21 protein-coding genes are annotated in these 22,629 nt (G+C 73.9%); 10 read left to right on the top strand and 11 right to left on the bottom strand.

Features of this window, described 5'->3' with window-relative positions; genetic code table 11:
• Window positions 1–99: 99 nt before the first annotated feature.
• The 3 genes from ACZ50K_RS17630 to ACZ50K_RS17620 form a co-directional block, all read right to left on the bottom strand.
• On the bottom strand, window positions 100–747 hold the full coding sequence (locus ACZ50K_RS17630) for a DUF5063 domain-containing protein (RefSeq protein ID WP_468903631.1): 648 nt from the start codon (window positions 745–747) through the stop codon (window positions 100–102).
• A complete protein-coding gene (gene recR / locus ACZ50K_RS17625) occupies window positions 740–1,339 on the bottom strand; it encodes a recombination mediator RecR (RefSeq protein ID WP_468903629.1) in 600 nt (199 codons plus the stop codon). Before recR ends, ACZ50K_RS17630 begins: the two co-directional genes overlap by 8 nt.
• Window positions 1,340–1,419: 80 nt before the next feature.
• Window positions 1,420–1,764 (bottom strand): YbaB/EbfC family nucleoid-associated protein, encoded by a 345-nt coding sequence (locus ACZ50K_RS17620; protein ID WP_468903627.1) that lies wholly within the window; start codon window positions 1,762–1,764, stop codon window positions 1,420–1,422.
• Window positions 1,765–2,035: 271 nt separating this feature from the next.
• Between ACZ50K_RS17620 and ACZ50K_RS17615 the strand changes: the two genes are divergently transcribed.
• Window positions 2,036–2,797, top strand: a complete 762-nt coding sequence (locus tag ACZ50K_RS17615) for an SLATT domain-containing protein (protein WP_468903625.1) — start codon at window positions 2,036–2,038, stop codon at window positions 2,795–2,797.
• 38 nt (window positions 2,798–2,835) lie between these two features.
• Here ACZ50K_RS17615 and ACZ50K_RS17610 read toward each other — a convergent pair whose 3' ends face one another.
• The 4 genes from ACZ50K_RS17610 to ACZ50K_RS17595 all read right to left on the bottom strand — a co-directional run bounded on the left by ACZ50K_RS17610 (window position 2,836) and on the right by ACZ50K_RS17595 (window position 8,237).
• Window positions 2,836–3,486, bottom strand: coding sequence for a hypothetical protein (locus ACZ50K_RS17610; RefSeq protein WP_468903623.1), 651 nt, complete (start codon window positions 3,484–3,486; stop codon window positions 2,836–2,838).
• 121 nt (window positions 3,487–3,607) lie between these two features.
• A complete protein-coding gene (locus ACZ50K_RS17605) occupies window positions 3,608–6,043 on the bottom strand; it encodes a dolichyl-phosphate beta-glucosyltransferase (protein WP_468903995.1) in 2,436 nt (811 codons plus the stop codon).
• 80 nt (window positions 6,044–6,123) lie between these two features.
• Complete coding sequence (locus ACZ50K_RS17600; RefSeq protein ID WP_468903621.1) at window positions 6,124–6,804, bottom strand: GntR family transcriptional regulator; 681 nt, start codon at window positions 6,802–6,804, stop codon at window positions 6,124–6,126.
• A gap of 65 nt (window positions 6,805–6,869) precedes the next feature.
• A complete protein-coding gene (locus tag ACZ50K_RS17595; RefSeq protein WP_468903619.1) occupies window positions 6,870–8,237 on the bottom strand; it encodes an aminotransferase class III-fold pyridoxal phosphate-dependent enzyme in 1,368 nt (455 codons plus the stop codon).
• A gap of 160 nt (window positions 8,238–8,397) precedes the next feature.
• Between ACZ50K_RS17595 and ACZ50K_RS17590 the strand changes: the two genes are divergently transcribed.
• The 6 genes from ACZ50K_RS17590 to ACZ50K_RS17565 all read left to right on the top strand — a co-directional run bounded on the left by ACZ50K_RS17590 (window position 8,398) and on the right by ACZ50K_RS17565 (window position 14,837).
• Window positions 8,398–9,036 (top strand): DJ-1/PfpI family protein, encoded by a 639-nt coding sequence (locus tag ACZ50K_RS17590; RefSeq protein WP_468903617.1) that lies wholly within the window; start codon window positions 8,398–8,400, stop codon window positions 9,034–9,036.
• Window positions 9,029–9,496: a MarR family winged helix-turn-helix transcriptional regulator gene (locus tag ACZ50K_RS17585; protein WP_468903615.1), complete on the top strand. Its 468-nt coding sequence runs from the start codon at window positions 9,029–9,031 to the stop codon at window positions 9,494–9,496. The genes ACZ50K_RS17590 and ACZ50K_RS17585 overlap by 8 nt, the downstream gene beginning before the upstream one ends.
• A gap of 182 nt (window positions 9,497–9,678) precedes the next feature.
• Window positions 9,679–11,460 carry a serine/threonine-protein kinase gene (locus ACZ50K_RS17580; RefSeq protein ID WP_468903613.1) on the top strand — a complete coding sequence of 594 codons (1,782 nt, stop codon included), beginning with the start codon at window positions 9,679–9,681 and terminating at the stop codon, window positions 11,458–11,460.
• A gap of 136 nt (window positions 11,461–11,596) precedes the next feature.
• Window positions 11,597–12,925: a sensor histidine kinase gene (locus ACZ50K_RS17575; protein ID WP_468903610.1), complete on the top strand. Its 1,329-nt coding sequence runs from the start codon at window positions 11,597–11,599 to the stop codon at window positions 12,923–12,925.
• On the top strand, window positions 12,922–13,590 hold the full coding sequence (locus ACZ50K_RS17570; RefSeq protein ID WP_468903608.1) for a response regulator: 669 nt from the start codon (window positions 12,922–12,924) through the stop codon (window positions 13,588–13,590). Before ACZ50K_RS17575 ends, ACZ50K_RS17570 begins: the two co-directional genes overlap by 4 nt.
• 41 nt (window positions 13,591–13,631) lie before the next feature.
• Window positions 13,632–14,837 (top strand): cytochrome P450, encoded by a 1,206-nt coding sequence (locus ACZ50K_RS17565; RefSeq protein WP_468903606.1) that lies wholly within the window; start codon window positions 13,632–13,634, stop codon window positions 14,835–14,837.
• Between the two features lie 70 nt (window positions 14,838–14,907).
• On the opposite strand, the gene ACZ50K_RS17560 is transcribed toward ACZ50K_RS17565, so the two are convergent.
• A complete protein-coding gene (locus tag ACZ50K_RS17560; protein ID WP_468903604.1) occupies window positions 14,908–15,810 on the bottom strand; it encodes a diacylglycerol kinase in 903 nt (300 codons plus the stop codon).
• Between the two features lie 164 nt (window positions 15,811–15,974).
• Between ACZ50K_RS17560 and ACZ50K_RS17555 the strand changes: the two genes are divergently transcribed.
• A complete protein-coding gene (locus tag ACZ50K_RS17555) occupies window positions 15,975–17,258 on the top strand; it encodes an adenylosuccinate synthase (RefSeq protein ID WP_468903602.1) in 1,284 nt (427 codons plus the stop codon).
• Between the two features lie 61 nt (window positions 17,259–17,319).
• Here the strand turns inward: ACZ50K_RS17555 and ACZ50K_RS17550 are convergent, their stop codons facing one another.
• From ACZ50K_RS17550 to ACZ50K_RS17540, 3 genes are all read right to left on the bottom strand, one after another.
• Window positions 17,320–18,192: an alpha/beta hydrolase family protein gene (locus ACZ50K_RS17550; protein WP_468903600.1), complete on the bottom strand. Its 873-nt coding sequence runs from the start codon at window positions 18,190–18,192 to the stop codon at window positions 17,320–17,322.
• A 228-nt stretch (window positions 18,193–18,420) separates the two neighbouring features.
• A complete protein-coding gene (gene kynU / locus ACZ50K_RS17545) occupies window positions 18,421–19,662 on the bottom strand; it encodes a kynureninase (protein WP_468903598.1) in 1,242 nt (413 codons plus the stop codon).
• Window positions 19,655–20,506, bottom strand: a complete 852-nt coding sequence (locus ACZ50K_RS17540) for a tryptophan 2,3-dioxygenase family protein (RefSeq protein ID WP_468903596.1) — start codon at window positions 20,504–20,506, stop codon at window positions 19,655–19,657. The genes kynU and ACZ50K_RS17540 overlap by 8 nt, the downstream gene beginning before the upstream one ends.
• Window positions 20,507–20,702: 196 nt before the next feature.
• Between ACZ50K_RS17540 and ACZ50K_RS17535 the strand changes: the two genes are divergently transcribed.
• Window positions 20,703–21,119, top strand: coding sequence for a DUF3151 domain-containing protein (locus ACZ50K_RS17535; RefSeq protein WP_468903594.1), 417 nt, complete (start codon window positions 20,703–20,705; stop codon window positions 21,117–21,119).
• A 292-nt stretch (window positions 21,120–21,411) separates the two neighbouring features.
• On the top strand, window positions 21,412–22,572 hold the full coding sequence (locus tag ACZ50K_RS17530; RefSeq protein WP_468903992.1) for an IS701 family transposase: 1,161 nt from the start codon (window positions 21,412–21,414) through the stop codon (window positions 22,570–22,572).
• Window positions 22,573–22,629: the final 57 nt, after the last annotated feature.

Here is a 22,629-nt window from a genome sequence, read left to right as displayed (position 1 = left end):
TCATTGCTGGTGCAGTCTAACGAGCGGCCGGGATCCGACCGCTTCGTACCACATCATGAGATGAAAAGATCAAGCTTCGGGTTCCCGCGCCGGGCGGATTCATGCGCGGCCGAGACCGCCCAGTTCCTCCGCCATCACCCGGCCGGCCTGCTCGGCGAGCTCCTCCTCGGCCAGGTCCTCGTCCGTGTCCAGACCGTCCAGGGCCGCCAGCGGCTGGTCCAGCCGGACGTGCGCGATCAGCGACTGGAGCGCCCGCAGGGTGGCCGAGGCGGTCGGGCCCCAGTTGGTGAAGTAGGAGAACTGCCACCACCACAGCGCCTCGGTGATCCGACCCTCCTCGTGGTGGATCAGCCCGTGCCGCAGGTCGGCGACCACATCGGCCAGGTCGTCGGAGATCCGGTGCGGCACCGGGGCCTTGCGCGGCTCGTAGGGGTCGAAGACCTCCGAGTAGACGTCCACCGGCTCCAGCATGATCGCGAACCGTTCGCGCAGCTCGTCCACGTCCGGCTCCGGGCCGAGGTCCGGCTCGTACCGCTCCTCGGGCAGCACGTCCTGGTACGCGCCCAGCCGGCCGCCGGCCAGCAGCAGCTGCGAGACCTCCAGCAGCAGGAAGGGCACCGCGCTGTCCGGGTCCTCGCCCTTGGCCACCTCGGTGACCGCGACGATGAAGGACCCGATCTGGTCCGCGATCGAGGCCGCGAAATCGTCCGGATCCTGGGCCAGGGCGTGCAGCGTTGCGTCAGACATCGAGAAGTCGCCTTCCTTCAAAGGCCCGCCCGAGCGTGACCTCGTCCGCGTACTCCAGATCTCCCCCGACGGGGAGCCCGCTGGCCAGGCGGGTGACCTTCAGGCCCATGGGCTTGATCATCCGGGCGAGGTAGGTGGCGGTCGCCTCGCCCTCCAGGTTCGGGTCGGTGGCGAGGATCAGCTCGGTGACCGTGCCGTCCGCGAGCCGCGCCAGCAGCTCACGGATCCGCAGGTCGTCGGGGCCGACCCCCTCGATCGGGCTGATCGCGCCGCCGAGGACGTGGTACTGCCCCCGGAACTCGCGGGTCCGCTCGACCGCGACCACGTCCTTGGGCTCCTCCACCACACAGATCACCGAGGGGTCCCGGCGCGGATCACGGCAGACCCCGCACCGCTCCTCCTGCGCGACGTTCCCGCAGACCGCGCAGAACCGGACCTTCTCCTTGACCTCCAGCAGGGCGTGCGCCAGCCGGCGCACGTCGGTGGGCTCGGCCTGCAGGATGTGGAAGGCGATCCGCTGCGCGCTCTTGGGCCCGACGCCGGGCAGCCTGCCCAGTTCGTCGATCAGGTCCTGAACCACGCCTTCGTACAACGGACTGCCTTCTTCCTGCTTCGCCTTGGTGGTGCGGGGTCACACGGGGTGCCGCGGGCTGGTGCCCTGTGGTGCCGGGGTCAGAACGGGAGGCCGGGGATGCCCGACCCGCCGCCCAGCCCCTGGGCCAGCGGACCCAGCTTCTGCTGCTGGAGCTGCTGGGCATTCTCGTTGGCCGCCTGCACCGCCGCCACCACCAGGTCGGCCAAGGTCTCCGTGTCCTCCGGGTCCACGGCCTTCGGGTCGATCACCAGCGCCCGCAGCTCACCGGAGCCGGTCACGGTCGCCCGGACCAGACCGCCGCCGGCCTGCCCCTCCACCTCGGCCGCCGCCAGGGCCTCCTGGGCCGCGGCGAGGTCCTGCTGCATCTTCTGGGCCTGCTGGAGGAGCTGCTGCATGTTGGGCTGGCCACCACCGGGGATCACGGTTCACTCCTGTTTCACTGCGGGTCTCGCTACGGGTCGGTCAAACCGAGCCTACGGGTTCACCGGCGCCCGCGCCCTACGCCGTGGGGACCAACTCTTTCGAGTGAGAACCGCGGCACGCATGTACCTGATCAAGACCTCCTTGCGGGCGGAAAACCCGGGATTCCACGCCCATGGGCCGCCATTCGGGGGTAGGAAGGGCACCGACGAGCATGCGCACCATTGCGCACACGCGCACCACCACAGTCAGCGCAGGCAGAGGGAGTGCCGGGTGAGCCAGCCGGAGATGCAGCCCGAGGGGCCACCCCGCGATCCCCGGGACCCCCGGGACGAGATCGGCAGCGGGGCGAGGGCGGCGGGCGACCTCACCGGCCGGCCGTTCCCCCTGGGGGACTGGGGCGAGCCCGCCGAGCGCCTCGACGAGCTCTACCGGCGGGTCGAGGCCGACGCGCTGCGCACCGCCGAGTGGTACCTCTCCGACCGCGCCTGGAAGCGCCGCGGTGCCCGGCTGCTGCGGGCCGGGGCCGCCCTCGGGGCGGTCACCGGGGCCGCCATGCCGCTGCTGGAACTGACCGGGTCGGCGCCCGGCGCCTCGGTCTACGGATACCTCTCGCTGCTGCTGGGCGCGGCCTGCCTGGGCTGCGACCGGTTCTTCGGGCTGACCTCCGGGTGGATGCGGGACGTGGCCACCGCGCAGGCCGTGCAGCGCCGGCTCCAGACCCTCCAGTTCGACTGGGCCTCGGAGAACGTCCGGGAGGTCCTGGGCCCCACCGAGGGCACCGCCGGCGAGGCGGCGGAACGGTGCCTCACCGTGCTGCGCCGGTTCTCCGAGGACATCACCGAGCTGGTGCGCTCCGAGACCGCCGACTGGATGGTGGAGTTCCGGGCCGGGCCGGCCCCGCTGGTCATGCAGTCGCCGGCCGCCGGGGCGGGCCGCGGGCCGGAGCCGGGCGCCCACCCGGGCCGCTTCCCGCTGCCCCCGGGCACCCGGCCCAACATGCCCAGACAGCGGCCCCCGGAACAGCCGCGCTGAGCTCACGGCCACGGTCGTGATCACGCTCGGAATCACGGTCAGCTGAAGATGATCATCGAGCCCTGGCCCAGGCTCCGGGTGGCCGCCGCGTGCAGCCCCAGCCACACGTGCCGCTCGCGGGCGAAGGGACTGTCGTCCGGCGGGATCGGACCCGCCGGCTCCTCCAGCGAGGTCGGCCGGCCCGGTGCCGCAGGGGCCGCCGGCGGGTTCCCCGGGTCGATCCCGATCGCCGGGGCGACCACGACGAGCTCCCGCAGCAGCCCCTGCGCCGAGCCCAGCGGGCCCCCGCCGGCCAGCAGCTCCTCGTTGGCCAGCGGGGCCGGGAAGTCCACCGGCACATAGGCGCCGGCATGGTCGTAGTGCCACACCAGGTGCGATTCCTGGGCCGTGGACTCGAACATCTCCAGCAGCTGCTCGTAGTCCCCGCCCAGCTCGTCCACCGGGGTCACCGGCAGCCCGCAGATCTGGAGCAGGTACGCCCGCCGCAGGAAGTGCAGGGCGTCGTAGTCGAAGCCGGCCACCGGGGCCACGTCCCCCGACAGGCCCGGCATGTAGGCGAAGACGGGCACGGACGGCAGCCCGGCCGCGCCGAGCGCCTTGTCGTACGCGGCGATCTCCTCCGCGAAGGGGTTGTCGGGGCTGTGGCACAGCACGTCGACAAGGGGGACCAGCCACAGGTCACAGGCCACGCGGGCTCCGATCGGTCGTCGAGTCAGCCGTTGTCCGCCGATCGGGCCAGCGTAGTGCGCCGGACACGCTCAGCGAAGGGGTCGTCGGCATGCGGACGGCCGGAAAGCGGCTACCGGGGGGCTACCGGGAGCCCACCCGCCACACCCAGGCGTCGGCCTCCTTCACCGGCGGCCGTCCCAGCAGGTCGGTGAGCAGGTCCCGGAGCACCAGGGCCCGGTCCTGCCGGGTCAGCACCACCGCGCCGGCCTTCCAGTACTCCAGGTCGGCCCGGGCCTGGGCCCGCCATTCCGGGGTGATCTCGGGGGGCTCGGCGCCGTAGTGGACGTCCCGCAGCAGGTTCGACAGGTGCCGGGGGGCGGCCCCGTAGATCCCGATCCGCTCCGGTCCCCACGGGCCGTTGAAGTAGCCGCCGGCCAGCCGGAACCCGAAGCCCGAGGACACCTGCCAGTGCAGCGCGTCGGCCGCCGCCGGGTCCGGCAGCGGTACCGGAACGAGTGCCTCGCCCGGCTTGACGTACGGCTTCCAGAGCCCCTCCGCGAAGAAGGCGGGCACCGGCGCGCGGTCCCGGACCTCCAGCGGCAGCGGCAGGATCGGCAGCAGCGCCGCGGCCACCGCCAGCCCGCCCAGCACCCGTTGCTCGCGGACCCGCAGCCGCCGGATCCGGTCCAGTCCCAGGGCCAGCAGCATGCCCAGCACGGGGGCGCACACCATCGCCACCCGCCCCTCGATCACCGACTCGAACAACGGCTGGTGGGCGAGCAGCCGCCAGGGGCCGGGCAGCACCAGGTCGGTGTGCGGGATCCGGACCCGGGGGCCCAGCGACAGCAGCGCGGCGGCCAGCGCGGTGACCGCCAGCGCGCGCACCACGGTGGCCCGCCACAGCCAGACCGCGACCGCGACGGCCAGGGCGAGCAGCGGCCAGCCGAAGAAGGCGTTCTGCTCGGTGGGGTTCAGCGACAGCGCCTCGGCCGTCGGCCGGTTCCCGAAGAGGGACCGGGAGGCGTACTCCACCAGGGCCCGGGGGCTGTTCCCGGCGTTGTCCCCGTGCAGCACCGAGTGGTAGCTCTGCGGGCCGAAGAACTGCCAGTACAGCGGGAACGCCACCAGCGGTACGGACACGGCCGCGGCGATCCCCAGCCCCTTGGCCAGCGGTCTCCAGGCGGCCCGGGCCCGCTCCCGGTCCATGGCCGCGTACGCCCCGGCGAACAGCAGCATGCCCATGGCCGCCAGCAGGAAGGGCTCCTCGCCGAGGAACACCTGGTAGGCGGAGAACAGGCCCAGCAGCACCCCGTCGCGGACCACCCGGCGGCCGGTGCAGAGCCGCAGCGCCCGGTCGACGATCACCGGGAGCATGAACAGCACCACGAAGTTGGGGTGCGCGTTGGCGTGCGAGACCATCGGCGGCGCGAAGGCCGCGAGGGCGCCGCCGGCCGCCGCCGCCCAGCGGGAGCCCACCAGCCAGCGGCGGATCAGCCGGTACCAGGCCCAGGCGGTGCCGGCCAGGCCCAGGGTGAAGACCAGCAGCAGGGTGATCTCGGGGCCGGCCGTCAGGGTCAGCGGGGCCAGCGGCACGGACAGGCCGAGCATCACCGTGTTGCCCATCAGGTTCACCCCCTCGGGCATCCCCTGGAAGGTGGTGAACAGCGGGTTCCGCCCGTGCAGGAGGTTGTCGGCGGTGACCGAGAAGAACCACTCCCACTGGTTCTGGTCCTGGCCGGAGTCGGCCAGATAGGTGCCGAGCGGGTCGGCCCAGCGGTGCCGGTAGAGCAGCACCGAGACCAGCAGGAAGAGGGCGGCGACGGCCAGGTTGCCCGCGTTCAGCCGGGCCAGCTCGCCGAGCACCCGGAGGTAGTCCAGCGGCCGCACCTTGGATCCGTCCTGGTGCGACCAGCGCACCGGGACCTCCGCCACGGCCCAGCCCCGGCGGTGGAAGTAGCGGAGGATCTCCACGTCCACCCCCCAGCCGTCCAGCCGGGAGGCCGCGAACGCGGCCCGCACCCGGTCCCCGTCGAACAGCTTGAAACCGCACTGGGTGTCCCGGATCCCGGGCACCGCCACCGCCCGGATCAGCCGGTTCCCGGCCCGGCCGAGGAGCTCCCGGCCACGGCTCTGGCGGCGCTCCACGGCGGAGCCGGGCCGCGCCCGGGAACCGATCGCGGCCAGCGTGTCCGGACTCCCGGCCAGGGCGCGTTCCAGGTGGACGAGCTCCTCCACGGGGGTGGCGAGGTCGGCGTCGGTGAGCAGCACCCGCCGGCCCGCGGAGGCCAGCACGCCCATCCGCAGGGCGGCGCCCTTGCCACGGTTGTGTTCGGAGCGGATCACATGGATCCGGGGTTCCAGGGCGGCGGCCGCCTCGGCGAGGGCCGCGGTGCCGTCGGTGGAGCCGTCGTCGACGACCAGCACCTCCCAGTCGCCGGGCCGGCGGCCGCAGTGCTCGTCCAGGAAGCCGCGCAGGGCCTCCAGGGTGGCGCCGAGCCGCTCCTCCTCCCGGTAGGCGGGGACCACCACGCTGAGCCCGACCTCGCCCAGCCAGCGCTGGGGGGCGGTCCGGGGCAGGTCTGGTGCCGCCGCCCCGGGGCCCGTCCCGGCCCCGGTCCCTGTCCCGGTCTCCGTCTCGGTACCGGTGTCGGTGTCGGTCACTGGCCGGCCGCCTTCAGGTCGGCCGCCCAGTCCAGCCCGTGCTGGTTGTAGGAGTGGACCAGCCGCCGCACCTCGTCGGCGTCGGCCCGGGTGACGGCGTCCAGCAGTTCCGTGTGGCCGCGCCACAGCAGGGTCCGCAGCTGCGGCTCGCTCTTCAGATAGGGCACGGCGAAGACCCAGCACTGCACCCGGAGCCGGTGCAGGAACTCGGAGATGTACACGTTGCCGACCAGCCCGCCCAGTTCCCGCCAGAACCGCAGGTCGTAGCCGATCAGCACCTCCAGGGAGCCGCTCTCGGCGGCCCGCTGGGCCTCCTCGGCGCGGCGGCGCACGGAGACCAGCTGTTCCCCGGCGCCGGGCGCGGTGCCGCGCTCCACCAGCCGCCGGAAGATCCCGTCCACGATCAGGGTGCGGGCCTCGACCATGCCGCGGAAGTCGTCGACGGTGAACACCCGGACCCGGAAGCCGCGGTGCTGGACGGATTCCAGCAGCCCCTGCGCCGAGAGGTCCACCAGGGCCTCGCGGACCGGGGTCGCCGAGACCTCGTACTGCTCGGCGATCTGCTTGACCGTGAACTCCTTGCCCGGGGGCAGGCGGCACGCGAGCACCTCGTCGCGCAGGGCGTCCGCGATCTGCTGGCGGAGGGTGTTCCGGGTGACAGCTCCGCTGCCTGGCATGGGGTCCGTCTCCTTTGTAGGGCTTCGGACACCTTAGGCCAGGCAGCGGAGCGGAAGGGCGGCCGCTACGCGGAGGTCGTGTGACGGTCCGCGACGGTCAGCGCCTCGTCGAGCAGGGCGAGTCCCTCCTTGGCCTCGGTCTCGCCGATGTTGCAGGCCGGGACGACATGGGTGCGGTTCATGTTCACGAACGGCCACAGTCCGGACTTCTTGCAGGCGGCCGCGAACTCGGCCATCGGCGCGTTGTCGGGGCCCGCCGCGTTGTAGGGGACGAGCGGCTCCCGGGTCTCCTTGTCCCGGACCAGTTCCAGCGCCCAGAAGGTGCCCAGCCCGCGGACCTCGCCGACGGACGGGTGGCGTTCGGCGATCTCGGCGAGGGCCGGGCCGATGACCTGCTCGGAGAGGTGGGCGGCGTGCTCGACGATGCCCTCCTCCTCCATGGTGGTGATGGTGGCGACCGCGGCGGCGCAGGCCAGGGGGTGGCCGGAGTAGGTGAGGCCGCCGGGGTAGGGGCGGCGGGCGAAGGTGGCGGCGATCTCGGCGGAGATGGCGACCCCGCCCAGCGGGACGTATCCGCTGTTGACGCCCTTGGCGAAGGTCAGCAGGTCGGGGGTGACGTCCCAGTGCTCGGCGGCGAACCAGCGCCCGGTGCGGCCGAAGCCGGCCATCACCTCGTCGAGGATGAACACGATGCCGTGGCGGTCGCAGAGTTCGCGGACCCCGGCGAGGTAGCCGGCCGGCGGGACCATGATCCCGGCGGTGCCGGGGACGGTCTCCAGGATGATCGCGGCGATGGACTGCGGGCCCTCGAAGGCGATGGTGTCGGCGAGGTGGGCGAGGGCGCGTGCGCACTCCTCGGCCTCGGTGGTCGCGTGGAAGGGGGAGCGGTAGAGGAAGGGTCCCCAGAAGTGGACCACTCCGGCCGATGCGGTGTCGGAGGGCCAGCGGCGGGGGTCGCCGGTGAGGTTGATCGCCGCGGCGGTGGCGCCGTGGTAGGAGCGGTAGGTGCTCAGGACCTTCTGGCGGCCGGTGTGCAGCCGGGCCATCCGGACGGCGTTCTCCACGGCCTCGGCGCCGCCGTTGGTGAAGAAGATCTTGTCGAGGTCGCCGGGGGTGCGCTCGGCGATGAGGCGTGCGGCCTCGGAGCGTACGTCCACGGCGAAGCCGGGGGCCAGGGTGCAGAGCCGGCCGGCCTGCTCCTGGATGGCGGCGACCACCTTGGGGTGCTGGTGTCCGATGTTGGTGTTGACCAGCTGGGAGGAGAAGTCGAGGTACCGGTTGCCCTCGTAGTCCCAGAAGTACGACCCCTCGGCCCCGGCGACGGCGAGCGGATCGATGAGCTCCTGCGCGGACCAGGAGTGGAAGACGTGGGCGCGGTCGGCGGCTTTGACTGCGGCGCCGGTCGCGGGGGCGGGCTGCGGCTGAGGGGTCATGCGGTCAGGCTAGAAGTGCGCAGGTGGGAGGGGATATCGGCGCCTTGTATGAGGGTGGCGGCCCGGCCTCGGCAGTCTGTCCGCCGAGGAGCGCCGGCAGCCATTGACAGTAAGCTGTCATCATGACAGTCTGCTGTCACAGACGACGGAGGAGAGCACCATGAGCAGCCCCTCGCACCGCCCCTCGCACAAGCCGGTCCACCTCGCGGTGTACGACACGTACGCGGACTGGGAGACCGGGCACACCACCGCCCACCTCGCCCAGCGCGGCTACCAGATCCGCACGGTCGCACTGGCCGCCGACAAGCCGGTCACCACCATGGGCGGAATCCGCGTCCAGCCCGACGGCGAGCTGGCGGACCTGGACCCGGCCGACTCCTCGCTGCTGATCCTCACCGGCGCGAGCCTGTGGGACACCGGCGACTCGCTGGCCCCGTTCGCCGCCAAGGCCCGCGCGTTCCTCGAAGCCGGCGTCCCGGTCGCCGCCATCTGCGGGGCCACCGCCGGACTGGCCCGCGAAGGACTGCTGGACACCCGCGCCCACACCAGCGCGATCTCCTTCTACCTGGCCGGCACGGGCTACGCCGGCGCCGACCGGTACGTGGAGGCCGACGCCGTCACCGACGGCGACCTGATCACCGCGGGCCCCACCGAGCCCGTCGCCTTCGCCCGCGAGGTCTTCGCCCGGCTCGGGGTCTACGGCCCGGAGGTCCTGGACGCCTGGTACCGCCTCTTCCACGACTCCGACCCGAGCGCCTACCCGGTGCTGATGGCCGCCTCGGAAACCGGCGATGCCTAGCCCCGCCGGAGAGCTGCTGAGCCGGACGGCGCTCGGGGTGTTCCGGCTGAACGGCCAGTTCCTCGCGGTGTCCGAGGAACTGGCCCGGCCCGCCGGGCTGAGCGCCGCGCACTGGCAGGTGCTCGGCGCGGTCCTCGGCGAGCCGCTGCCGGTGGCCGGGATCGCCCGCGCCATGGGCATCACCCGGCAGAGCGTGCAGCGGGTGGCCGACCTGCTGGTCGACGGCGGTCTCGCCGAGTACCTCCCCAACCCCGCGCACCGCCGGGCGAAGCTGCTCCGCCCCACGGCGGACGGGCGGGCCGCCATCGACCGGATCGGACCGGGCCACGCCGAGCTGGCCGACCGGCTCGCCCGGGAACTCGGCCCGGCCGCCTTCGAGGAGACCGTCCGCGCCCTGGAACTCCTGTCCGCCGCCATGGACTCGCTCGGCGCCCCGGCCGCCTCCCCCGGCAGCCGCTGACCCCGGAACCCGCCGCCTCCCCCGGCAGCCGCTGACCCGGCAGCCGACGGCCCGGCGCCCGCATCCGCGTTCGGACGAGGGCCGCGGGCAACCGGAACAGGATCGTCATCGTCCCCCACCCTGCGGGCGCCCGGAGCGCCGACTATCCTCGGCCAGTCGAACGGCCCAGGGGGAGGGACCACATGGCCATGGAACAACTGCGTCCGGGGGATCCGCAGCGCATCGGCCCCTACCGGCTGCTGTCCCGGCTCGGGTCCGGCGGCATGGGCCGGGTGTACCTGGCCCGGTCCGACCGCGGCCGGACCGTGGCGGTGAAGCTGGTCCACCACGAGCTGGCCCGCCGCGAGGAGTTCCGCACCCGGTTCCGCCACGAGGTGTCCGCCGCCCGCCGGGTCGGCGGCGAATGGACCGCCCCGGTCCTCGACGCCGACACCGAGGCGGAGACCCCCTGGCTGGCCACCGGCTATGTGGCGGGCCCCAGCCTCCGCCAGGTGGTGGCCCGCGACTTCGGCCCGCTGCCCACCCGTTCGGTACGGATCCTCGCCGCAGGCCTGGCCCACGCCCTCCGGGACATCCACCGGGCCGGACTGATCCACCGCGATCTGAAGCCGTCGAACGTGCTGCTGACCATCGACGGCCCCCGGGTCATCGACTTCGGCATCGCCCGCGCCCTGGACCAGAGCGAGACCGAGGCCCCGGCCCTCACCCGGACCGGGGAGCTCGTCGGCTCCCCCGGCTTCATGGCCCCCGAGCAGGTCCGCGGCGAGCAGGTCGGACCGCCCTGCGACGTGTTCTGTCTCGGCGCGGTCCTGATGTACGCCGCCACCGGCGCCCTGCCCTTCGGGGACCCGGAGTCCGCCGGCGGGCTGGCCCCGCTGCTGCTGCGGATCACCGGGTCCGAACCGGACCTCTCGGCCGTCCCCGCCGAACTGCGCCCGCTGATCGCCGGCTGCCTCGACAAGGACCCCGCCGCCCGGCCCACCCCCGCCGAACTGCTGGTCGAGGTGGGCGCCGAGGACACCGTGGCCGACGGCCGGGCCCTGGAGCCGTGGCTGCCCGCCGCGCTGGTCGCCCAGCTGGGCCGGCACGCCGTCCAGCTGCTGGACCGCGAGGACGACCACGCCCCGGAGCAGACGGACCGGACGGACGGGGCGGACCACCCGCTCCGGACGGACGGTCAGGTCCGGCCGGATCGGGACCCCCGGACCCTGGCCGCCCCCACCGTCGTCGCCCCGCCACCGCACCTGCCCCCCGCGCACCCCGGCTACCCGGCGCACCCCGCGTACGGACCGCCCGCGGGCCACGTCCCGCCCCCGGCCCATGCCCCGGTACCGGCCCCGGTCTACGGCCCGGCCCCCGGCTACGCCCCGCCGGCGCCCCCGTACCACGCCCCGCCGCCGCCCGCGCCGGAGCCCCCGCGGCGGCCGCGCACCGCCTCCACCGTGTTCCTGGTCGCGGTGGCCACCGTCGTGGCCGTCTCCGCGGGCGCCACCGTCTACGCCGTGATGAGCAGCGGCGAGGACGGCCGCTCCGGCGCCTCCCCGTCCCCCTCCACCAGCCTCTCCGCGCCCGCCTCCAGGACCCCCGACGACGGGGCGAACGGCGGCACCGGAACGACAACCGGAACCACCGGAACCACCGGCGCCGACGCGGTCCCCGCCGACCACCTCGGCGTCTGGACCGCCCGCTCCGGGGACCAGACCTGGCGGCTCACCCTCGCCCAGGGCGGTGTCGGCGACCCGGTGATGACCCTGACCGTCCGCGCCCCCGCCTACGAGTGCGGCTGGACCGCCACCCTCCAGTCGGCCGGCCCGCCGCTGGAACTCAGCCCGTCCACCGTCTCGTACGGTCCCACCGCCTCCTGCGACGCCGGCCGGTGGAGCCGGATCACCGTCCCCGGGGACGGCACCCTGGTCCGCGAACTCGTCGGCGGCCAGACGGCACCGCTCACCTACCACCGCTGACCCACCACCGCCGACGCACCGCCGCCGACTCCGCCGGGTCCCCGTTCCGGGGTGCCCGTCCTCCTTGAGACGGACCCGGAAAGATCCCCATCAGCGGCGACGCACGGCACCCCGCGCACCGCATACCGTCGGGGACGTGACCGAGACCGCGACCGGGGAGAAGCCCCGGACCCCCGAGTTCGACCTGGCCACCGGCCTGTTCCGGCAACTCCGCCGTGACCTGTTCACCGGCGCCTTCGACTACCGCCCGCTGCCCCCCATACAGGCTCGGGGACCGCTGCTGGGCCGACTGCCCGAGCGGTTCCGGGGCCGGTTGGCCTACGCCCCGCACGCGCTGGTGGTGGGGACGGCCGCGTTCGTGCTGCTGCTCGCACTGGGCACCAACCGGAGCTACGGCCCCCTCAACAAGTCCCTGATCATCGGCCTGATCGCGGCCGCCCCGGTGCTGATGACCCTGGTGCGGCCGGTCGGGGCGTTCTGGACCGCGGTGCTGACCACCGGTGTGCTGGCCGTGCTGGACCCCTGGGGGATGACCTGGCCCTGGTCGCCGAGCTCCTTCGCCGCCTATCTGGCGGTGCTGGTGGTGGTGGCCGCCCGGACCGGCCCCCGGGTCGCCGCCTGGATGTGGCTGGTGACGGTGTTCCTGGGCTTCTCGATGATCGGCCTGTTCGGCTCCGGTCAGCCCCTGAACCTCGGGCCGATGGCCTTCACCTCGGCGCTGGCCCTGCTGGTCGTCGCCGTCCGGCACGTCCGGGTGTCCGCCGTGGAGCAGGTCACCGCGCAGCAGGAGGTCACCGCGGTGGAGCGGGACCGGCGGACCCTGCTCGAAGAGCGCACCACCATCGCCCGGGAGCTCCACGACGTGGTCGCCCACCACATGTCGGTGGTCGCCATCCAGGCCGAGGCGGCTCCGTACCGGGTGAAGAACCCGCCGCCGGAGCTGGAGGCCGCGTTCGCCACCATCCGGGAGAACGCGGTGGCGGCGCTGACCGAGCTGCGCCGGGTGCTCGGTGTCGTACGGTCCGCGGACTACGAGGCCCCGGACGCCCCGCAGCCCACCCTGGCCGTCCTCGACGGGCTGCTGGACAACGTGCGGGCCGCCGGGCTGGAGGTCGAGAAGACGATCACCGGATCGGTGCGGGAGCTGCCGCAGGGCGTGGAGCTGTCGGCCTACCGGATCATCCAGGAGGCCCTGAGCAACACCCTGCGGCACGCGCCGGGCGCGCGGGCCTCGGTGGAGGTCAGCTATGTGCTGGGCGGACTCGGTCTGCGGGTGGTCAACGGTCCCGGGTCCGATCCGTCGGCCGTGCGGCCCTCGCCGGGCGCCGGGCACGGGATCACCGGGATGCGGGAGCGGGTGGCCATGCTGGAGGGGGAGATGACCGCCGGCCGGACCGCCGACGGCGGGTACGAGGTGGCCGCCTTCGTCCCGGTGCGGCTTCCGGCCGCGGAGGCGGCGGCATGACCATCAGGGTGCTGATCGTGGACGACCAGATGATGGTGCGGGAGGGCTTCTCGGTCCTGCTGAACGCCATGGACGGCATCGAGGTGGCCGGTGAGGCCGTCGACGGGCGGGAGGCCGTCGCCAAGGTGGCGGAGCTCCGCCCGGACGTGGTCCTGATGGACATCCGGATGCCGGTGATGAACGGGCTGGAAGCCACCCGGGAGATCGTGGCGGCGGACGCCGGCGCGAAGGTGCTGGTGCTGACCACCTTCGACCTCGACGAGTACGTGTACCAGGCGCTGCGGGCCGGGGCCTCCGGGTTCCTGCTGAAGGACGCCTCGGCCCGGCAGCTCGCCGACGGGGTGCGGGTGGTCGCGGCCGGCGAGGCCCTGCTGGCGCCCTCGGTGACCCGGCGGCTGCTGTCGGAGTTCTCCCGGCTCTCGGAGGCGCCCCGGCTCCCCGGGCGGCCGACCGGGGCCCTGGTCGGCGAGCTGACCGAGCGGGAGACGGAGGTGCTGGTGCTGATCGCGCAGGGCCTGTCGAACGCGGAGATCGCCGACCGGCTGGTGGTCGCCGAGTCCACCATCAAGACGCACGTCAGCAGGGTCCTGGTGAAGCTGGGCCTGCGGGACCGCACCCAGGCCGCCGTGTTCGCGTACGAGGCACGGCTGGTCACCCCCGCCTGAGCCGCCCCCGGCGGGCAACGGCGACCCCCTACCCTGCGGGGATGGACTTCGATCCGTGGGACCCCGGCTTCGTCGCCGATCCGTATCCGGCCTACCGGGAGCTGCGGACCCGCGGCAGGGCCCTGTGGTGGGAGCCGACCGGGCAGTGGCTGGTGCCGCACCACGCCGATGTGAGCGCGCTGCTGCGGGACCGCCGGCTCGGCCGGACCTATCTGCACCGCTTCACCCACGAGGAGTTCGGGCGGACCCCGCCGCCGGCCGGGCACGAGCCCTTCCACGTGATGAACGGGAACGGGCTGCTGGACCTGGAGGACCCCGCGCACGCGCGGGTCAGGCGGCTGGTGTCCAAGGCGTTCACCCCGAGGACGGTGGAGCGGCTGGCCCCCACCGTGCACCGGCTGGCCCGCGAGCTGGTCTCCGCCTTCACCGCGGCCGGCGGCGGGGACCTGCTGACGGAGGTCGCCGAACCGCTGCCGGTGGCGGTGATCGCCGAGCTGCTCGGGGTGCCGGAGGCGGACCGGGGTCTGCTGAGGCCCTGGTCGGCGGCGATCTGCGGGATGTTCGAGCTGCGGCCGGACGAGGAGACGGCCCGGCGGGCGGTCACCGCCTGCGAGGAGTTCGGCGGCTATCTGCGCGCGCTGATCGCCGAACGGCGGGGGCGGCCCGGCGAGGACCTGGTGTCGGCGCTGATCGCCGCCCATGACGAGGAGGGCCGGCTCAGCGAGCAGGAGATGGTGTCCACCTGCGTGCTGCTGCTGAACGCCGGACACGAGGCCACCGTGAACACCACGGTGAACGGCTGGTGGGCGCTGTTCCGGAACCCGGAGCAGCTGCGGGCCCTGCGGGAGCGGCCGGCCGGGACGCTGTCCACAGCTGTGGACGAACTGATGCGCTACGACACTCCGCTCCAGATGTTCGAACGCTGGGTGCTCGACGAGGTCACCGTCGGTGACACCGTCATCCCGCGCGGCGCCGAGGTGGCCCTGCTCTTCGGGTCCGCCAACCGGGACCCGGCCCGCTTCGAGGACCCCGACGCCCTGGACCTCTCCCGGCGGGACAACCCGCACCTGTCCTTCGGCGCCGGCATCCACTACTGCCTGGGCGCCCCGCTGGCCCGGCTGGAGCTGACGGCCTCCTTCGGGGCCTTCCTCGACCCGGGCACCCCGCCGCTGCGGCTGCTGGAAGAGCCGCGCTGGCAGGACGGGTACGTGATCCGGGGCCTGCGGGAGCTGCGGGTCGCCTGCTGACCGGGCGGGGTCGGTCGGGCGGGGTCGGTCGGGCGCGGTCGGTCGGGCGCGGTCGGGCAGGAGGCCGGGGTCAGGAGGGGTCTCGGGGCACCGTCAGTCCCCAGGCCGCCGGCCGCACGGTCCAGGTCCGGCGGCGCACCGGCCCGGTCACCGCGTGGTCGGCCCGGTAGCGGAAGTCCGCCCCCGAGACCGTCACCGAGCGGGCGAACGCGGTCACCGGCCCCTCCTCGTCGTCCAGCAGCACGCTGACCTCCACCGTCCCGTCCGGACCGTCCACGGCGGGACCCCTCACCGCGGCCAGGCTCAGGTCCCGCACCGGCCGGTCCACGTCCGTCAGCAGCTCTCCGTCCGCCTCCACCCGCAGCCGGTAGGGCACCCCGGCCACCACCAGCGGACCGGTCCCCGGCCCGGACCCGGCGGCCGGGCCGGTCTCGGCCCCCGGCCGGCCCAGCGTGCGCACCAGGGACCGGCAGGCGCTCCACACCGAGCGGGCGGCCACCGGCCGCACCGGCGGGATCCGCAGCCCGCCCAGCACCACCCCGTCGCTGTCGTCCACCAGCAGGTCGTACGTGCGCACCGCGCCGTCCAACGCCACCCGCGCGGCGGCCACCGTGTCCGTGGGGACGCCCAGCGCGTGCGCCAGCGGATGGGCCGCCGCCGGACCCACCGGCACCAGGGACAGCGCCCCGGCCGCCGCGAGGGCCCGCTCCCGGTGCAGCAGGGCCACCGTCCGGACCAGCGCCCGGTCGTCCCCGACGACCACCGGCCGCCGGTGGCCGCGCCGGGCCAGGGCCCGGGCGAACTCCTCGAAACTCTCGGGAAGGCAGATCTTGGCCGCCGCTCCCGCGCTCAGCACGTCCTTCGCGATCCGCACGGACTCGCCGTCGAGGCGGCGGGCGACCGGGTCTACGAGCACGAGCAGGGCGCCTGCCGGCGCGCCCGTCTCGCTGATGGTGGGCTCTGGAGCCGACACCTCGGTCCTTCCTCGGGTAGCATCTTTGTGCAAGAGGCCCTTGCGCTATTGCGCCAGGGCCTTCGTCTATTCCGGGGCACCCGGTCCGACGGCTCAGCCTGCGGTGTACATCGTCGTACGCCCCCTGACCTTGGACATGCCCCATCCGGAAGAGGTGTACGCCTGTGCCCGCTCTTGTGCTGCTCGGAGCTCAGTGGGGTGACGAGGGCAAGGGAAAGGCCACCGACCTGCTCGGTGGATCCGTTGATTATGTAGTGCGCTACCAGGGTGGCAACAACGCCGGCCACACGGTCGTCGTCGGCGACCAGAAGTACGCACTGCACCTCCTCCCTTCCGGCATCCTCTCCCCCGGATGCACCCCGGTCATCGGCAACGGTGTCGTGGTCGACCCGGCCGTCCTGCTCTCGGAGCTGCGCGGCCTCAACGAGCGCGGGATCGACACCTCCAAGCTGCTCATCAGCGGTAACGCGCACCTGATCACGCCGTACAACGTCACCCTGGACAAGGTCGGCGAGCGCTTCCTCGGCAAGCGGAAGATCGGCACCACCGGCCGCGGCATCGGCCCGACCTACGCGGACAAGATCAACCGCGTGGGCATCCGGGTCCAGGACCTCTACGACGAGTCGATCCTCACCCAGAAGGTCGAGGCGGCCCTGGAGGGCAAGAACCAGCTGCTCGCCAAGCTCTACAACCGCCGCGCCATCGAGTCGGCGGCGATCGTGGAGGAGATGCTCCAGTACGCGGAGCAGATCAAGCCGTACGTGGCGGACACCACCCTGATCCTCAACAACGCGCTGGACGAGGACAAGGTCGTGCTCTTCGAGGGCGGCCAGGGCACCCTGCTCGACGTGGACCACGGCACGTACCCCTTCGTGACCTCGTCGAACCCGACCGCGGGCGGTGCCTGCACCGGTACCGGCGTCGGCCCGACCAAGATCAGCCGGGTGATCGGCATCCTGAAGGCCTACACCACCCGGGTGGGCGCGGGACCGTTCCCGACCGAGCTGTTCGACAAGGACGGCGAGGACCTGCGCCGCATCGGCGGCGAGCGCGGTGTCACCACCGGCCGCGACCGCCGCTGCGGCTGGTTCGACGCGCCGATCGCGCGCTACGCCACCCGCGTCAACGGCCTCACCGACTTCTTCCTCACCAAGCTGGACGTGCTGACCGGCTGGGAGCAGATCCCGGTGTGCGTGGCGTACGAGATCGACGGCAAGCGGGTCGAGGAGCTGCCCTACTCGCAGTCCGACTTCCACCACGCGAAGCCGATCTACGAAATGCTGCCGGGCTGGTCCGAGGACATCACCAAGGCCAAGACCTTCGCGGAGCTGCCGAAGAACGCGCAGGCGTACGTGAAGGCGCTGGAGGAGATGTCCGGCGCCCCGATCTCCGCCATCGGCGTGGGCCCCGGCCGCACCGAGACCATCGAGATCAACTCGTTCCTGTAGGACGTACGGCTCGGAGGGGCGGGCCCGGCGCGGTTGCCGGGTCCGCCCCTCCGCCGTGCCGCTACCAGGCCAGCTGGGCGATCTCCTCGGCGACCACCGCGCAGGCGTCCGCCGCCGGGTCGATCAGCGGGAAGTGGCCGACCTCGGACAGCAGGGTGAGGCCGACCGTCTCGCCCGCCCCGGCGGCGGCCTCCACATAGGCCTCGGCGACGGCCGCCGGGACGACGAGGTCGGCCCGGCCGTGGACCACGGCCGTGGCGATGCCGGTGGGCAGCAGGGCCGCCGGGTCGGCGTGCGGCAGACGGTCCGCGAAGTGCTCGGGGCCGCCGAGCAGCTGGCCGCAGGCGCCGCCGCAGACCTCCAGCCGCTCGGCCGCCGCGAAGTCCGCGATGGGGGCCAGGGCGACCACCCCGCGCAACGCGGGCGGGGCGGGCAGCCGCCACGGGGAGTCCGCGGGCAGGACGTGCCGGGCGGCGGCCCAGAGGGCCAGCTGACCGCCGGCCGAGTGGCCGGTCAACACCGTGCGGCGCAGGTCGGCCCGCGGGCAGGCCCCGGCCGCCAGCCGGGGCAGGGCGTCGAGGGCGGCGGCCACGTCGTCGAAGGTGTCCGGCCAGCGGCCGGCGACCGGACCGGACCCGCCCTGGTGCGGGAGGGCGGCACCGCGCCGGTACTCCACGTTGGCCACCGCGAAACCCCGCCGGGCCAGGAAGTCGGCGAACGGGGTGAGGTGGCGGCGGTCGTAGGGGGCGCGCCAGGCCCCGCCGTGCAGGGCGACCACCAGGGGCGCGGGGCCGGTGCCGGTGCGCGGGGCGTAGAAGTCGACGATCTGGTCGGGGTGTTCGCCGTAGCGGGCGGTCGCGTCGGGGGCCACCGCCGGGTGGGAGAAGGCCGAAGCTTCCTCGGCGGCGTCCCGTTCCGGGGCGGGGTCCGTCATCGGCTCTCGACACCTCTCGGTATGCGGGGACAGCAGGGGCGGGCGGGACCGCCGGGACAGGTGTTCCGGGCAGCGGGACGGTACCAGTCCGCGGCCCGGCCTTCGGCTCCGGCCGGGGCGGCGCGGGCACCGGGCGGGCCGGAAGGCCGCGGGCGCGGGGGAGCCGGAGCTCCTCCCGCGCCCTTGGTGTGACGTTCCGCCTGGCCCGGACCGGGCCGGGCGCGATCATCACCCGTAGATGTGACCCAGGGTGCGGGCCGCGCGTTCCGCGTCGGCGAATCCGACGTAGAGCGGGGTGAACCCGAAACGGAGCACGTCCGGCGCCCGGAAGTCCCCCACCACCCCGCGCGCGATCAGTTCGCGCATGATCCCGGACGCGTTCTCGGTGCGCAGCGAGACCTGGCTGCCGCGCTCGGCGTGGGCGGCCGGGGTGGCGGACTCGACCCGGCCGGCCGGCACGTACTCCGCGACGCACTCCAGGAAGAAGTCGGTCAGGGCCAGGGACTTGCGCCGGACCGCTTCCACCGAGACGTCCGCCCAGACGTCCAGGGCGGCTTCCAGGGCCAGCATCGACAGGATGTCCGGGGTGCCGACCCGGCCCCGGCGGGGGCCGTCCCCGGGGGTGTACTCGGGGGTCATGCCGAACGGGTCGGCGTGCGAGGTCCAGCCGGGCAGCGGGGAGTCGAAGCCCGCCTGGTGGCGTTCGGCCACGTACAGGTAGGCGGGCGAACCGGGGCCGCCGTTCAGGTACTTGTAGGTGCAGCCGACCGCCAGGTCCACCGCGTTCGCCTCCAGGTCCACCGGCAGCGCGCCCGCGCTGTGGCAGAGGTCCCAGATGGACAGCGCGCCCGCCGAGCGGATCGCCGAGGTGAGTCCGGGCAGGTCGTGCAGCCGGCCGGTGCGGTAGTCCACGTGGTTGAGGAGGACGGCGGCGGTGCGCGGGCTCAGCGCGTCGGGCACGGCCGCCGGTTCCACCGGGACGAGCTTCAGCCCGGTCATCCGCGCCGCCGAGGCGGCGATGTAGCCGTCGGAGGGGAAGGTGGTGGAGTCGACCAGGAGTTCGTCCCGGCCGGTGGTGGATCCGGCGGTCAGCCGGGCGGCCGCCACCACCGCCTTGAAGAGGTTGACGCTGGTCGAGTCGCCGACCACGATCCGGCCCGGCGCGGCACCGACCAGCGGGGCGATCCGGTCGCCGATCCGCTCGGGGGCGGTCCACCAGCCGCTCTCGTCCCAGGAGCGGATCAGCAGCTCGCCCCATTCGTGCGCGATCACGTCCGCGACCCGGCCGGGGACGGCCGCCGGGAGGGCGCCGAGGGAGTTGCCGTCCAGATAGACCAGGCCGGGCGGGAGGGTGAACCGGTCGCGGTGCTTGGCCAGTTCGTCTTCGGCGTCCAGGGACGCGGCGCGTATGGAGAGCGGGGTCTCGGGCAGAGGGGTCCCGGACTCGGCCGTCAGCGGGGTCTCAGACATGGCTGCGCGCCGTCCACAGCTCGGGGAAGACGTTCTTGGTGGCGCGCTTCTCCAGCCAGGCCACCCCGGCGGAGCCGCCGGTGCCGGTCTTGGCGCCCATCGCGCGGCGGGTGGCGACCAGGTGGTCGTTGCGCCAGCGCCAGACCAGTTCGGCCACGTCGGTGAGGGCCTCGCCGAGCCGGACCAGTTCGTCGCCGTGCCGGTCGTCGGTCGCGTAGAGGGCGGTCCAGACGGCCTCCACCTCGGGCGAGGGCTCGTACCGCTGGGACAGGTCGCGGTGCAGGACCGTCTCGGGGACGGCGTGGCCGCGGCGGGCCAGCAGGCGCAGCACCTCGTCGTAGAGGCTGGGTTCCTGGAGGGCCTTCTCCAGCTCCGCGTGGACCCGGGGGGCGCCGCGGTGCGGCACCAGCATGGACGCGGACTTCTCGCCGAGCAGGAACTCCATGCGGCGGTACATCGCGGACTGGAATCCGGAACCCTCGCCCAGGGCGGCGCGGTAGGCGTTGAACTGTCCGGGGGTGAGCTGGGCCAGCGGGCGCCAGGAGGCGTTCAGCGACTCCAGCTCATAGGTGGATCGTTTCAGCGCGTCCAGCGCGACCTCGATCCGGTCCTCGCCCAGGGCGCGGGCCGCGGTCTCCCACTCGTGGACGATCACGGTGAACCACAGCTCCATGACCTGGGTCGTGACCAGGAAGACCATCTCGCCCGGGTCGTCCGACCGGAGCTGCTGGAGATGGGTGAGGACGTCCGCCTGGACATAGTCCTCGTAGGGGGTGGTGCCCGCGAAGTCGAGGTTCGGGGTGTCCGAACCGCTCGCTCCGGAGGCATCAAGGGTGTGCGACATCGCTGTCTCCTCGACACGAACTTCCGGGTAGCGGTCCGCTCCTTCCTGCTGGGAAAAGTGGAGCCCCGGTCCCCTGCCCGCATCATAAGCCCGGCCACCGGAGCACGGGTGGTGTGAGCACCGCCACTGCCGGCACCGCCACCGCCGCCGGGCCCGGCCCCGGCCCCCGCCCGCGCACTGCTGGCAGACTTCGCGCATGAGCATTCACCAGAACCTTCTCGGCGGTCCGAACCCCACCTATCTGCAGGAGAACGAGGACGCCGTCCGGCTGCTCGACACGGAGTCCAAGAGCCCGGCCGAGGTCGCGGCCGCGTTCCCCACCTTCTCCCTCGCCTGGGCCCTGCTGGCCGACGAGGCCTTCGAGGGCGGCCGCGTCGTGGAGTCCTACGCCTACGCCCGTACCGGCTACCACCGCGGCCTGGACGCCCTGCGCCGGGCCGGCTGGAAGGGCCACGGCCCGATCCCGTGGGAGCACCAGGCGAACCGCGGCTTCCTGCGCTGCCTGGCGGCGCTGGCCCGGGCGGCCGGTGCGATCGGCGAGACCGAGGAGGCCGAGCGCTGCGGCCAGTTCCTCAAGGACAGCAGCGAAGAGGCGTACGCGGCCCTCGTCTGAGCCCCCGGGCCGCCGCCCCGCCACGGGGCGGCCGGAGCCCGCGACATGCCCGGCGGTTGGCCGGCCACCGGTCGGAGCACCGCCGGGCAGGGTCCGCCCACCCCTCCGGTTCCCGCCCCGGTGGCCGGAAACCCGCTGGTCACGGCGGTACCGCCGGAATCGGCGGGCAATCCCAGGTGTGGGTTCCCCACCACCGGGGCCGCCAGGTGTGTGCCTGGCACACCTCCCCTCCCCCCACCCCTCCCCACCACGGTGGAAGGGCAGTCGAACAAGGGGGAGACACGTGAGCACGCTGACCGCCGAGAACGTCCTGGTACACCGGCCGCGGGCCGGGCGCCGAGATCCCGTGCACGAGGTGGCCGAGGAGCTGTGCTCCGCGGTCTTCGGCTCACTGAGACGGCGCGACCAGCGCGAGAAGGGCCGCCAGTACGTGTTCGGGCTGCTCGCCGCGCCCGGCCGGAAGTCGATCCGCAACATTGCGGCGCAGACCGGCGGGGTGGGCGCGGAGCAGAGCCTGCACCACTTCATCTCGGACTCCACCTGGGAGTGGCAGCCGATCCGCAGCGCCCTGGCCCACCACCTCGACCAGCTCTCCCCGGCCACCACCTGGGTGGCGCAGCCGATGTCCATCCCCCGGGGCGGGGAGCAGTCGGTGGGGGCGGGCCACCGGTTCGATCCGCACCACGGGCGGATGTTCCGGGGCCAGCAGGCCTTCGGGGTGTGGTTCTCCTCGGTGGAGCTGGCCACCCCGGTGGCCTGGCGGCTGTACCTGCCGCGGGAGGGCGGCGGCCGGCCCGGGACCCCCGGTTGCCCCGACCCGCTGGCCGCGGACCGCAGTTACGAGGAGTGCGCGGTGACGGCCGCGCTGGAGAACGTGCTCCAGACGGGGCTGTCGCCCCGCCCGGTGCTGCTCGACATCCGCGGGATCGCCAGCCGGCCCGCCATGCACCGGTTCGCCCAGGTCGGTCTGCCGGTGCTGGCCCGGATCTCGCCCGCGACCCGGCTGCTGGTGACCGATCCCGCGCTGCCCAGCCAGGGTGCGGTGACGGTGGCCGCGCAGGACGTGCTGCGGCACGTCCGGGCGCTGCGCAGCCCGGTGGAGTGGACCGACCCGCTCCGGCCGGGGGTGCGGCGGACCTCCTGGGTGTCCTCGGTGCGGGTGATGATGCCGGACCCCTCGCCGGAGCGGCGGCGGCACCTGCGGCTGGTGGGCGAGTGGACCGACCCGAACCACCCGCCCACCGAGCTGTGGATCACCGATCTGCTGCGGCCCGCGCCGGCCGTGCTGCTGCGGATGACCAAGCAGGCCCGGCGGGTCTCGGCGGCCTCCCGGCACTCCGTGCAGGAGGTCGGGCTGCGGGACTTCTCCGGCCGCTCGCTGCCCGGCTGGCACCGGCACGTGACGATGGCCTCGGTGGCGCACGCCGCACTGACCCTGGCCGAGTTCCACTGACCCCGGTCGCGTTCCACTGACCCCGGCAGGGTCCTCCTGCGCCCGGTCGCGCGCCTG

Source organism: Streptomyces sp. NPDC033845 (assembly GCF_055576225.1).
This window is presented reverse-complemented; position numbering and strand designations above follow the sequence as displayed.